This window comes from Cupriavidus sp. a3 (genome assembly GCF_051015765.1).
GTDB classification, from domain to species: Bacteria; Pseudomonadota; Gammaproteobacteria; order Burkholderiales; family Burkholderiaceae; genus Cupriavidus; species Cupriavidus oxalaticus_A.
This window is the reverse complement of sequence record NZ_CP170643.1, coordinates 3,374,351-3,386,279: the sequence shown is the minus strand read 5'-3', so window position 1 is coordinate 3,386,279 and position 11,929 is coordinate 3,374,351. Positions and strand designations below refer to the sequence as shown.

The following is an 11,929-nucleotide window of genomic DNA, read 5'->3' as shown; positions in this document are numbered from 1 at the left end:
GCGCATGCTCTGTGTCGCGGCATTGCGGCACGCGACAAGCGGCATATGACGGCGCGCCACTGCGGCCACTATGATCTATTCTCAGGCACCCGCTGGCGCTCCGAAATCTACCCTGGTATCCGCACGCTGACTCGACAGGATACCTAGCCACGATGCCCGCCGATCATGCAAACACCACAGTTGGCATCACCGGCACATTTGCAAGAATTCAGATGTCGGCCCGCACGATGACGGCCACCACTGGCCTACCGCTTCCTCAACGAGGCTAGTGCGTGCGGTATTCGGCGTTAGCAATCCGTCGCGACAAACAGGTCACAACGCGATAGCGCTTTTCGATACTCACGCCTTCCCGGTGCTAATCGCACTGCATGCCGCACGCGCCACATTACGCAATGCGGCGTAGGGCTTCAAACATGGAAGTACCTTGACTGGTCAAGCGAGGATGGACATCATCGCCACCATGACCGTGCTCCATCGTCACCAGTTTGCGGACCAGCAATCCGTCGAGCTGCTCTGGCTCAAGATCGTCGATGTCATGCGCGTCGCCAAGCAGTAGCAGCGCGGCGATTTCATGTGGACTGAGCATGTCAGGCTCCTTTGTCGGGCACGAAAAAAGGAACTACGACTGCTGCTCCGTGGATGGAGTTCCACGGAAGAGGGTAGGAAGACACTGCGAGTGGATTCGGTGCGAGGACGCGCTGAGTATGCGCACAACCGAGCGTTTACCGTAATCGGTCTGCCCGGCGGAATCAAGCCCTTCGTGTGCTGCGATGCAGCGCAGCGTAGCCAAGGCACATGGGTCGTTGAGGTCTCAGGCGTTTCCCGACACCATGGCGAGCTGGATCACTGCTCCACGTAAGGAAGTGAATCAGCTCGCGCGAGAAACTGAGCTTCAAACGGTGCAAGGTTGAGCCGCTTTGGCGAACGCTGCGCGCAACATCATTGCCGCCGTGCGCGTTCGATCTGGTAGACCAGTCGCTGTAAGAGGGTCTGCTGATGGAGTGTGAGCGAGACAAAGGCGCAGCCTAGCGTGTGCATCACACTTCGACCCTGCCACTGCAGGCCGCATCCCGCTACCTGCAGCGTGATATCTTGCAGGCGCTGCTGGCCAAGCTCGAGCTTGCAGCCTCTCAAGACCGTGCCGATCGGTAGCCGACGGATGTCGCTTTCGTTCGATCGCAGACCAAGGCCGGATTGTGACACGTCCCCGATTTCCGGTCTCAACCGCTCACCGTTCTGAAGGCGCAGTTCGCAGATGAACGCCAAAGAGGCCGGCACAGTTGCACGAGGATGCCGCCGCCGTTCTTCGTAGCGGATTCGCCGCGGGAACGCCGCTGCCAACGCTTGCCTACCCTGAAAATAGACGACCTGCGGATCTTCGACGACGAAAGCAGTCGGCAGTCGTCGGCATAGCGCCTGGTAGCCAGGATATGGGCATGCCAGAACGCATCGACGAGTTCGCTGGGCACTGCCGGCATTTCCCACGTTGAGAGCGGTAGGGGCATTCGAACTCGAACGGCTGACGGTCATGCAAGGCCTTGTCCATTTTTTTCCCGCAGCACTGTACGATGGCTAGTCTCGATCGCCTGGAACAGTGTGTCCGGGGTCGGCTTGTGGCCGCGCCAAGCCAGCAACGCCATTTCCCGCGAAAAGTGGGCATTCCCTTTGCCGAGGTCCCAAAAAGTCGCCGGCATCGTAGACGCGGAACCTGACCCAGCGCAGGTTCTCGTTGCTGGCCAGGTCCTTCAGCAAATCAGCCATGCGAATGCCTGCACCGAGCGAGCCAACGTAAGCAGCGCGGCGGGCTTCCACGGAGTTCAGGTTCGGCACCTTGCGGTACACCGGCAAACGCAGGGCGATGCCCACATGGGGGATCTTGGCTTCGCTGAAAATCAGCCGGCCGCTGCTCACTGATATCCCATTGCTTACCACCCATCCGCCTCAGCCGGCCCTCGAAAGCCGGCGTCCGTAAGCGATGGACAAATCAGCTTTTAACGGGTTATGCCAGCACACCATAGCTTAATCGCCAATGGAGCAGGTTCACTTGAGAGCGGGTCGGCCGCCCCTTTGCCCCCTTTGCCACAACCAAGCGTACCCATTTCTGCGTGCAGCGTAAGCATTCTCGATTCCGCCCCGACGTTTGTAGTTTGCATGCCAGCAGAAGCGGGGTTGCCGGCCCCTGATTTGGAGTTGCTCGGACGTCGCCGAGATCGTGGAGTACGCTACTTTATGCTGGGTATGAGGGAGACTGCCAATGAGGCTCATTAAGCATTCTGCTGGATTGGTTGTGCTCCGACCTACGGTTGGTCAGTGGCTCTGCCTGGTCCTACGCGCATATCGAAATTGGGACATGCCCAAAGGCATCCCAGAACCTAACGAAGAGCCATTATCGGCAGCGATGCGGGAAGCCAGGGAGGAAACCGGCTTGTCAACGCTTGAGCTTCGCTGGGGGAAGGACTATCGCGAAACAGAACCCTATACGAACGGCAAGATAGCGCGCTTCTATCTGGCGGCGTCACCGAGCGGTGAGGTGCGCTTACCAATTAGCGCTGAACTAGGGCGTCCAGAGCACCACGAGTTCCGCTGGGTGACATTTGCGGAGGCCCAGCAACTGCTGCCATCTCGGTTCGAGCCGATACTCGAATGGGCTCAGAGCATGGCCGGGCCGCCGAGCTAAGGTCAGCGGATATCCTTCCCCCAATCGCAAAGTGGTGGAGGAATCGCCAGTGCTGCGATTGCACAGCCTATCGCAACACCAATGCTCATCTTATGCGGTGCACCGCTTCAAATTGAAGAAGTGCGTGCCAATGCGTGAGTCATTTGCTCTTGCACGGTGCCATCCGCGCGCCCTTCGCCGTGACCAGAGCGTGAATCTTAGGTTAGAATGCAAAGCTTGAAACGATTTCCCAGCGATTGGGGCTTAAGCGAAGGGAAATGCCCCAGCGAGAGCGGAAAGGCCTGATTTCCCCGACGTCAGGCAATATGTTTCTTTACAGCCGACGTGGTGAAATTGGTAGACACGCTATCTTGAGGGGGTAGTGGCGAAAGCTGTGCGAGTTCGAGTCTCGCCGTCGGCACCAAACAACTTAGAAGCAGGATGCAGACGGTCGCGGTTCTTGATTTTGAAACGACGGGATTGTCGCCAAGTCTCGGTGACCGAGCCACGGAAATTGCTGTCATCTTGCTGCGTGACGGCGAGATTATCGACCGTTATCAAAGCTTGATGAACGCTGGAAGGCGTATCCCCTCGCAGGTTGTAAGCCTGACCGGAATCACCAATGACATGATCGCAGATGCGCCTGCCGCATCGAAGGTCATGAGTGAAGCGGCCAGGTTTGTCGGCAGACATCCGGTGGTAGCCCACAATGCCGGATTTGACCGAAGGTTTTGGCAAGCCGAGCTTGGGCTCCTGGACATCGCGGCCAATCAGCACTTCGCGTGCACGATGCTCACCTCCAGACGTATCTACCCACACGCTCAGAATCACAGGTTATCAACACTCGTCGATTTGCTCCATTTGCCCAAGACCGGGCGCGCGCACAGAGCGATGGCCGACGCTGAAATGACCTGCCATCTGTGGCATCGACTGCGACTCGATATCGCTCGGACGTACGGAGTCAGGCAGGTCGATTACGCGCTCATCGCCCGTGTTCAGGCCACCAACCGCGCCAAGGTTCCGATGTTCCTTCGTTCGCTAGCCGAATCGGACGCTGATTAGCATGCACCGAGCTAAGGGTAATTTTCCGGTCGGACACCATTAACTCTCGGGTTTGCTGCTGGATTCTCGGCGCTCCTCAGCATATTCTTGGCAGTCCTCAACAATGGTTTGGGAGTCGCGGGTGCAGTCGTTGGGATCGGAGATATCGGTTTCCACCGCCCAGTAGTAGCCAGCTTCATGCCCTGAGCAGGATATGCAGCGGGAGCCCAAGGAACACTCATTGTCGGCCGCGCCCTGCGTCGGGCGGGGCACCTGAGTATCAAATCGGCGTTTCATTTCATCGATGCTCACGCCTTGGTCGGCCGCAATGGCTGGCAAGAACTGGTCCCGGTATATTTTCCGACCGGCAGCATGACGCTATGCTGCGTGGGCAGGTTTTCAAGTCAACAGGTTGGCCACAGCGCCTGGGTGCTTGCGCTCCCCGCGTAGTTGGCGTAGTCGCTATTCGCAGTTGCGCTGCTCCGTCGAGAAGCAACAGACCTCGCGATGCAGCGGAATACCATCGCTAGGGCGCCTCTCTAAAGCCCTTGACAAGCTTGTGCAAGCGCTCGTCGTCCTCCGATGTCCGTTGACCGACAGTAAGCTTCCACCAGGCTAAGTAGACGCCGTAGGCGAGCCAAGCATCCCTAATACTGTTTCCGCAATTGCATTCAGACTGACTAAGGATAAGGCGAATCGATTTTTCGGTTGTTGTCGTAAATTCATCGTAACACTTGTGAGAATTCGAACTCGGATTGATTGATCTCGCTGACTCGACAAGCATAACCGCAGCGTAAAGGGGGTTATTTAGCATAAACGTTAATTAGGTCGACAAGTTCTGGTGTGGGTCAGCTGACCAAGGCAGTGTTGGGGTAGTGCCCTGGCTCTATAGTTGCCAGCCTGCTCACTGCGGTCCGATGCGACCACCCTGTGCTCGCGCCCTACATAGTGCGAGGTCGGTGGACGCTCACTGCGCCCCGCCGCTCCCAGTTACTCATGGCGCCCCAGATTCAATTGCGGTGATCTTCACTGCAAGCGTAGTTCGCCATGACGCGGCAGCACATCAGGCGAACAGGCTAGTGCAGCGGCGCACGGGTTGATGCAGAGCCGAAACGCCACGCTCAAACAAGACGCACACTTGACGGTGGTAGCTTGCAATTTTTCAAAATAATCCTCGGAGCGCTCGCGGGGAGAGAACGATGCCAGCCGTTTTCTATTTCAATTCTGTAACGGCGACGGCGACGGCGACGCAGGCGAATGGGGCCTGTGCATCGAGCCCAAATAGCACGCATCATTTTGAGGGATAAGGTCTGCGGTATGGGAACAAGCATTGCGGCTACGCTTTGCTCGATACGTATGCCAACAATTCGCAGCTCAAATCCTCACCAGTCTATACGCTCGCCTTTTTGGCAGTTATTTATCTCGGTGTAGCTGGCGGTGTCCAACGCCTGGTCTGCAATGCACCGAAGATTGTGAAGCGCCGGAGTTCAAAGCCTGTCGCCCTGATTGCGCGGATCACCCGTCACAGGTTCGCTGCGTTTCAGGTCTGAATCAACCTGTGCATCAACAATGCAGTCCGTCATTAGACCGATAGTCTTTTTCATCGGTGAGTACAGAATCTCAGCACCAGCCAAGGATCGAAGCACTTACTTCGTAAATCAGTGACTCTGGTTCGGGATTGAAGATTGAAGCTCCGCACATGGCTGCAAGGCTTATCTCCGGCCTGTCCGCCCGTGGTCCCGGTTCCTGGAAGCTTCCCTAACTCGGAGTCTTAAATGCAACTTTTCTCGAAAGTCCTGCACCGCAACGATACCGAACGGCGCAGCTTGAGTCAGGCTGCCCAGGGCCAGCAATGGAAGATCGCTTACGACCTTGACGGCCAGTCGATCCTCGGGGCGTTGTTCTTCGGCATTTTGTGCGCGATGCCGACCGCGTTGGGTGGCCTTCTCCTGGTCCTGATCCGGCTGTAAGCCCCCCACTGACTGGCCCCGTTCTAGCGTGAGCGGGCTCTTGTGCTGACGTGTCTTCGGGGGGCGTTGGCTGGAACCAAATCTTACCTTGCCGCTGGCAGCGCAGTTGGCCATCGACGCAGAGTCCGCTTGCAGACTCCCGGACAAGATTGGGGTGGCTGCCATTGTCGCTGCCCACCAACCGCATACCTTCGGCGGGATCAGCGTCCAGCGCGTCTAGGCGAATGTTAGCCGTTTCGTTCAAGCTGCCCGTCATCGGTGGCCGGCACACTGGCGTCTCGTTTCCAACAGAAAGGAGCTCTGCCATGACTACCACTACCCAATCCCAATGCGATTGCGCTGCTTGCCCTGGCGCCGGCTGCGCCTGCGGTTGCCAGGCAACTGCTGAACGGAATCCGTGCGCCTGCGGAGCCGGATGCAACTGAGCGCCGCAATGCCAGTGCAGAACTGGATGTGCCTGTGGCGCCGCAAAGCCAGCGCCGGAAACGCGTACGTAACGTTGCCGAGGGCGCGGCGTCTTTATTCGCCCGCCTGTTCCCGGTCGCCGTATAGGGGCGCCAGCGGATTGTGCCCATGCGCCCGCAACTCGTGGCCGCGCCATCCGGCTATACCTGGCGCGACTTCGCTCGCTTTCCCGGCCCGGGCTACCTCGCTGCGGTCGGGTATATGGACCCAGGCAACTGGGCGACTGACCGCGCCGCTGGCCCCGTCCACGGCTACCGCTTGCTGTGGGTGGTGGGGACGGCCAGGGCAATGCTGATGCAGGTCATGGCAAGCCGGCTCTGCCTGATAAGCGGCAAGAACCTGGCGCAGGCGTCCTGAAGAAGCGCGGCTTCAGGCGACTGGAGATTTTCGTGATCAGCATGGTGGCGCCGGTGTCGGCGCGCTAGCGTTGACACATGCCAAGGCCGCCGGAGCCCGGCACGCGATCCACAACCAAGTCAACCCTGCTGCGCAGCGGGTGCTTGAAATCACAGGGGGCGCGGGCCGGCGATCGCCTATTCAATTACCCGCGGGCCAAGGTCATAGACAAGGAAGAACTTGAGCGTAATTGACTGAAGAGCGTTGTTGGTACTCCGGTTGCGCTGGACAGATCGTGCAAGCGAATGCACCGTTGAGAACGGAAAGGTAGTTGACAATGTGGTGTTGGACTTTCCATTACAGAACTAGCGGCCGCGAGCAAAACACAACACGATGTTAGTCCGGCCAGCAGCAGCCGATTAGTTTCGGATGCTTCGATGTTGCTCCATCAGCTTGTCGAGCCACTATGCGCTATGCCGCGTCGCGGATTCCTGTGATCTGGTCTGACTCGCACCTCGACGCAATGCGTACATCGTTTTCTATTGTGTACACGACTTGTGCGGTTATACTCCGCACTCCACAACACTATGAATAACCAACATGGTCGCAGCAAATAAAACAACGACTCGGGTGAATGCAGTTGCCAAGAGCAAGCCTGCCGCAAAGAAGGTAGCCGTTCCGACGAAGAAGGCCAGCGTGCTTGCGCGCGAGGCGCAGGCCGCCAAGAAGCGTCTGCTGAAGCTGCGCGCCGACACCAAGAAGGCGATCGAGGCAGCAAAGCGTGACGTCGCCAAGGCTACGGAAGCCGCAAAGGCTGCAGCTCGCTTTGAAAAGCAGGCTGCAAAGGACAAAGCGGCTGCAAAGAAGGCTAAGGCCGCCGGCGCAAAGAAGGCAACGGCTGGCAAGGTGGCTGCGAAGAAGCCCGCTGCAAAAAAAGCGGTTGCCGGCAATAAGGTTGCGGCGAAGCAGGCGGCCCCGAAAACGGCTGCAGTGAAAGCCGTGACGAAAAAGCGGGCCCCGGCAAAGAGGGCTGTTGCACCGGCGGCCTCGCCCGCAGCTGCGGCCTGATTTAGACCTCGGCTGGTACGCGATGTTGCCAACCAGCCGATTGGCCGAAGATGTGGGGCGCATCTTGGCGCTGCGCTCTGCATCGACGGAAAAGCAAATGCTGCGCATAGCGCTGACAGCTGATCCGTTTTTGGTTTTACTGGGCCTCTAGCTCATGCCTGGTTAGAGCAGCGGACTCATAATCCGTTGGTGCCGTGTTCGACTCACGGGAGGCCCACCAAGGCATACTTGGCCTTGATCTGGTCAGATCTCTGCCCAATACTACCTGGCTCTGTCTGGCGCCGCCCCCTTCAGAAGGACACGTAACGCCGCTTTGCAGCAATGCTCGCAGTCCGCATATAACGGCCATTGTCGCAGTGGCAGTATCCCAAAGGACGATTCCTTCCCATTTCTGGACAACTTGGGGGCCTGGGCAACATCGCTCAATCCGTCCATTCTCCAATCTGGCGGCTATCTGGAAGAAATCTTGCGGACCGCCCTGGAAATGCGTATAAGTCAATCGTGATAGGAAAATATTGGAGACAGGATGACGACGTATCAGGAATTGTTGGCTCAGAAGCAAGCGCTGGAGGCCCAAATCGAAGAGGCACGCGCCTCTGAGGTGGCGGGTGTCATCGAACAGATTCGTAATCTGATGATCCAGTATAGCCTCTCGCCTGAGGACATTGCGCCTCGCCGTCGCCGAGGCCGGCCAGCGGGTACCACTTCTGCTGCCGCAGAAAAAGTAGCGCTCCCGCCCAAGTATATGGATCCCAAAACAGGGAAAACCTGGTCCGGCCGAGGCAGGGCGCCGGCATGGCTGGGCAAGCGCCCCGAGCGCTTCCTCATTCCGCAGGAATGACGTGCATGGCCATCGCCCCACGGGCGATGGCAACTTGCCTTATCCAAGGCGTCAGCTGACAGGGAATCGGTTTCGTTTCCCTGTACCGGCGCAAAAAAAGCGGCTCTCGACCGGTAGCGGAGAGCCGTGGAACGTCCAAGAAGAAATCGGGAAACTCTCGCAAGTTACCCGCATCTAGTATCCGCCAAGGCGCCAAGACATGCAATTGAGCTGCATAGTCGGCGGGACGCAGTCAGGTGGCGATCCATTGAGAACAACTGGCCCGAGCAGCCAGCGCTCCCTGGGCGCGTGCAATAGCATGGCATCACTTGTCAAAGCCATGCGAGGGTGGGGATGCCGCAATTGTCCAACCGCTTGTCGGACAATTGGCTTGGGGCACAACCAGGCGCTGGCTGAATTCGTATTGCTTGAACGCCAGTGGCATGGGTACCGGGCGCTAGCATCAATCGATTGGCAGTCGAGTATGCGTTTCTCACCGCGTTCAAAGCAGGGCTTGATCGCTCGACAATGTACCCAAGGGGACACATCAAATTGGCCAAAAAATAGTGTGGCTCCGGCAAGGAGCTGCTACTTCCGGCGGTGTCGCTTTGTATTTCGGAATATCGGACATGTTCAGAGGCGACAGTTACACGCTAATCAAATAGTATGAATAACGAGCCATCGTCCCTGTTGACACTATTGGCTCGGCCACTCGCGCTTTACATTCGTGAGGCCAAGCCGCCGAATTGGGGGGCGTGACCGCAAGGTGGGACGGCAGCCCACCATAACACCCCACGAGCCAAAATGATTTGCATCGGCGTAGACAGCAAGGGCCCGTTCACGACGTCTCAGAATAGAGAGCGAGAATATCTTGCGGTTCTGCCATGTAGTGCGTATAAGTCGATTTAGCTAACGAACCGGAGACGGAGATATGGCAACGTACAAAGAGCTTGTCGCTCAGAAGGAAGCCTTGGAAGCTCAAATTGAAGTGGCTCGTTCAACCGAGGTGGCGAGTGTTATCGAGCAAATTCAATCCTTGATGGCTCAGTATGGTCTTTCTCCGGAGGATGTAGCCCCGCGGCGCCGTCGAGGACGTCCTGCCGCTTCCAGCTCCACATCTGCAACGAAGACTTCACTGCCGCCAAAGTACATGGATCCCAAGACTGGAAAGACTTGGTCGGGAAGAGGGCGTACGCCTGGGTGGCTCGGCAAACGACCCGAGCGTTTCCTTATTCCGCAGGAATAATTGCCCCGATAAACCAGGGGTTGCGCGGTGAGGCGCCGCGAACCGCACCAATCGATCGAGGCATATTGCCGTAGTTTCATTATCGTGAAACAATGGCGCAACACCTTTTTGCGCTGCTCTATGCCACGGCCTCTTCCTGATCCCACGCCTCCAGCCCGCGCGACCATTCGCTCTATTTCACAGTTGGGCGATCGAATTCGAGCAACTCGGGCTGCCCAGGGCATGCCGATTGATCAAGCCGCGAAAAATTGCGCTGTAGCCGTCGGCATGCTATCCAAACTTGAAAACGGTAAAAGCGTAAATTTCGAGTACGTCCTTCGAGTGCTGGAGGGGCTTGACCTGACACTCTTGGTTGTTCCGAAAGCCCACGGCCACTGGCTTGAGCAGGCGGCTACCCATGCTGCCAAGCTTGGCGACGAGAGAGCGTGGGAATAGTCTGCATAGCTGACTTCAAACCCACACGATCGAGCTTGTGACCAGCCCTCGCGAAGTCGATTACTTCGCGAGGACGGCTGGATGCGCACGTTTATTTAACATAATATACATCCGCGCGCCCTCATATTATGCGAATTCAATCTGTTAGCCGTTTTTTCTAATGTCGTACTTGGGATGAATTCAAATGTCGTATCTACCCAATCGTGCCAAGCTGGCAGCCTTGGAGGCCAGCCAGGAGCACGATCATGGGCCGACCCGACACGATCACCATGAGCATGCGGGAACTCGATCGCTGCAAGGTTATCCAGGCCGTTGTCGAAGACGGTCTGATGGTCTGGCGCGCTGCCGAGAAGCTCGGCGTTTCCAAGCGCCAGGTTGAACGGCTGGTGCAGCGATACCGGCAGGACGGCCCCCGGGGTCTCGTTTCCCGCAAATGGGGCCAACCGGGTCACCACCAGTTGCCGCCGGGGTTGGAATCCCGCGTGCGCGGCTTGATCCGCGACAGTTACGCCGACTTCGGCCCGACCCTGGCCGCCGAGAAGCTGCGCGAGCGCCATGGCATCGAGATCTCGCCGGCATGCGTGCGCCGAATCATGATCGACGCTGGTTTCTGGGTGCCGCGCAAGCTGCGTCCGCCCAAGGTGCACCAGCCGCGCAACCGCCGCGCCTGCCTGGGCGAGCTGGTGCAGATCGATGGCAGCGACCACGCCTGGTTCGAGGACCGGGCGCCGGCGTGCACGCTGCTGGTCTTCGTCGACGACGCCACCGGGCGGCTGATGCAACTGCGGTTCGTGCCAACGGAATCGACGCAAGCGTATTTCACCGGCACGCGCGCCTATGTCGAGCGTCACGGCAAGCCGATGGCGTTCTACAGCGACAAGGCCGGCATCTTCCGCGTCAACGCCAAAGACAGCGCCGAAGGCCGCGGCTACACCCAGTTCGGGACCGACGATGCCTGGCCCCGGGCATGTGCAAGCCCATTCGCTGCCCTGTCCATCTCGATGAGCCAGGCCCTTGCCTGGCCGTGCCCCAATGAACTTCGGCGACCGTTGCCCTCGGTGATCACGATCGACGCGGAGTCCACCTCATAGATCCGCCCGTCGGGTCCTGACACCCGTCTACCGCAGTACCGCTCAATGAGTCGCGCAACTTCCTGCTGGTCCTGCGCGGCCCGAGCGTCGGCCGCGTGTCTCTCGTCTTCTTGGGCCTTCCGAGTTCGGGCCACATGGCCATAATCGATCGGCTTCCCAAGGAGCGATTTGAGGTAGGCGAACAGTTCGCGACCCCGAAGTCGCTCGAGAGCATGGCCGGATGCCGAAACGATGTCCGATAGTCGGTGGCCAGCTTCCCTCGCGAGCCGCATTAAAAGAAAGAGGGCAGAGGGCTTAAGCGTAACCGTCCGATGAAGGCCGTGTAGACGCGTAAGGTGAATGTATCCAGAGTAGTCACCATCAGAACTTGGTGGGGAGGCGGCAAGTTCCTCGACGTGCCGTTCCTGACCGACGAAGAGCGCGAGATCGCGCAGGGCGTGGGCGGCTATGCGCGGCCGATGCCGCCGGACTGGATGAAGCGCCAGGCCGAGCTGGTGCACCAGCGCGCGATCCAGGCCGACATCGTCATCACCACCGCGCTGATCCCGGGCCGCAAGGCGCCGGTGCTGCTGCAGGAAGCGACCGTGCAGCAGATGAAGCCGGGCTCGGTGGTGGTCGACCTGGCCGCCGCGCAGGGCGGCAACTGCCCGCTGACGGTGGCCGACGAAGTGGTCGAGCGCCATGGCGTCACCCTCATCGGCCATACCAACCTGGCCAGCATGGTGGCGGCCGACGCCTCGGCGCTCTATGCGCGCAACGTGCTGGATTTCCTCAAGCTTGTCGTCGACAAGGATGGCCAGT

The 11,929-nt window shown here is 58.7% G+C and carries 13 protein-coding genes, 2 tRNA genes and 2 pseudogenes; 13 read left to right on the top strand and 4 right to left on the bottom strand.

The window, feature by feature from the left end:
- Positions 1-45 precede the first annotated feature (45 nt).
- Positions 46-147 (top strand): hypothetical protein, encoded by a 102-nt coding sequence (locus tag ACAD63_RS16255; protein ID WP_434034001.1) that lies wholly within the window; start codon positions 46-48, stop codon positions 145-147.
- A gap of 238 nt (positions 148-385) precedes the next feature.
- Here the strand turns inward: ACAD63_RS16255 and ACAD63_RS16250 are convergent, their stop codons facing one another.
- From ACAD63_RS16250 to ACAD63_RS16240, 3 genes are all read right to left on the bottom strand, one after another.
- Positions 386-586, bottom strand: coding sequence for a hypothetical protein (locus ACAD63_RS16250; RefSeq protein WP_133093110.1), 201 nt, complete (start codon positions 584-586; stop codon positions 386-388).
- 353 nt (positions 587-939) lie between these two features.
- Positions 940-1,530, bottom strand: a complete 591-nt coding sequence (locus tag ACAD63_RS16245) for a PilZ domain-containing protein (RefSeq protein WP_240746093.1) — start codon at positions 1,528-1,530, stop codon at positions 940-942.
- A gap of 42 nt (positions 1,531-1,572) precedes the next feature.
- Positions 1,573-1,911 (bottom strand): CHASE domain-containing protein, encoded by a 339-nt coding sequence (locus ACAD63_RS16240; RefSeq protein WP_434032961.1) that lies wholly within the window; start codon positions 1,909-1,911, stop codon positions 1,573-1,575.
- 343 nt (positions 1,912-2,254) lie between these two features.
- Here ACAD63_RS16240 and ACAD63_RS16235 point away from each other — a divergent pair, with 343 nt between their 5' ends.
- From ACAD63_RS16235 to ACAD63_RS16225, 3 genes are all read left to right on the top strand, one after another.
- Positions 2,255-2,677, top strand: coding sequence for an NUDIX domain-containing protein (locus ACAD63_RS16235; protein WP_135706604.1), 423 nt, complete (start codon positions 2,255-2,257; stop codon positions 2,675-2,677).
- A 318-nt stretch (positions 2,678-2,995) separates the two neighbouring features.
- Positions 2,996-3,080: transfer RNA gene (locus ACAD63_RS16230), tRNA-Leu, on the top strand.
- A 17-nt stretch (positions 3,081-3,097) separates the two neighbouring features.
- Positions 3,098-3,718, top strand: coding sequence for a 3'-5' exonuclease (locus tag ACAD63_RS16225; RefSeq protein ID WP_133093106.1), 621 nt, complete (start codon positions 3,098-3,100; stop codon positions 3,716-3,718).
- 39 nt (positions 3,719-3,757) lie between these two features.
- On the opposite strand, the gene ACAD63_RS16220 is transcribed toward ACAD63_RS16225, so the two are convergent.
- Positions 3,758-4,009 carry a hypothetical protein gene (locus ACAD63_RS16220; protein ID WP_434032960.1) on the bottom strand — a complete coding sequence of 84 codons (252 nt, stop codon included), beginning with the start codon at positions 4,007-4,009 and terminating at the stop codon, positions 3,758-3,760.
- A 1,463-nt stretch (positions 4,010-5,472) separates the two neighbouring features.
- Here ACAD63_RS16220 and ACAD63_RS16215 point away from each other — a divergent pair.
- The 9 genes and pseudogenes from ACAD63_RS16215 to ACAD63_RS16175 form a co-directional block, all read left to right on the top strand.
- Entirely contained in the window at positions 5,473-5,667 is a 195-nt protein-coding gene (locus ACAD63_RS16215) for a hypothetical protein (protein ID WP_135706605.1), read from the top strand.
- A 573-nt stretch (positions 5,668-6,240) separates the two neighbouring features.
- Positions 6,241-6,489 carry a divalent metal cation transporter gene (locus ACAD63_RS16210; protein WP_135706606.1) on the top strand — a complete coding sequence of 83 codons (249 nt, stop codon included), beginning with the start codon at positions 6,241-6,243 and terminating at the stop codon, positions 6,487-6,489.
- Between the two features lie 579 nt (positions 6,490-7,068).
- Positions 7,069-7,536, top strand: coding sequence for a fumarate hydratase (locus ACAD63_RS16205; protein WP_135706607.1), 468 nt, complete (start codon positions 7,069-7,071; stop codon positions 7,534-7,536).
- 141 nt (positions 7,537-7,677) lie between these two features.
- Positions 7,678-7,756 (top strand) — tRNA-Ile (locus ACAD63_RS16200).
- Positions 7,757-8,062: 306 nt separating this feature from the next.
- On the top strand, positions 8,063-8,377 hold the full coding sequence (locus ACAD63_RS16195) for an H-NS family nucleoid-associated regulatory protein (RefSeq protein WP_133093102.1): 315 nt from the start codon (positions 8,063-8,065) through the stop codon (positions 8,375-8,377).
- A 910-nt stretch (positions 8,378-9,287) separates the two neighbouring features.
- Entirely contained in the window at positions 9,288-9,602 is a 315-nt protein-coding gene (locus ACAD63_RS16190; RefSeq protein ID WP_135706608.1) for an H-NS family nucleoid-associated regulatory protein, read from the top strand.
- 222 nt (positions 9,603-9,824) lie between these two features.
- Entirely contained in the window at positions 9,825-10,037 is a 213-nt protein-coding gene (locus ACAD63_RS16185; RefSeq protein WP_240746095.1) for an XRE family transcriptional regulator, read from the top strand.
- Positions 10,038-10,282: 245 nt separating this feature from the next.
- Positions 10,283-10,981 (top strand): annotated as a pseudogene (locus ACAD63_RS16180) (ISNCY family transposase); the annotation flags it as partial.
- 524 nt (positions 10,982-11,505) lie between these two features.
- Positions 11,506-11,929: pseudogene (locus tag ACAD63_RS16175) on the top strand (NAD(P)(+) transhydrogenase (Re/Si-specific) subunit alpha); the annotation flags it as partial.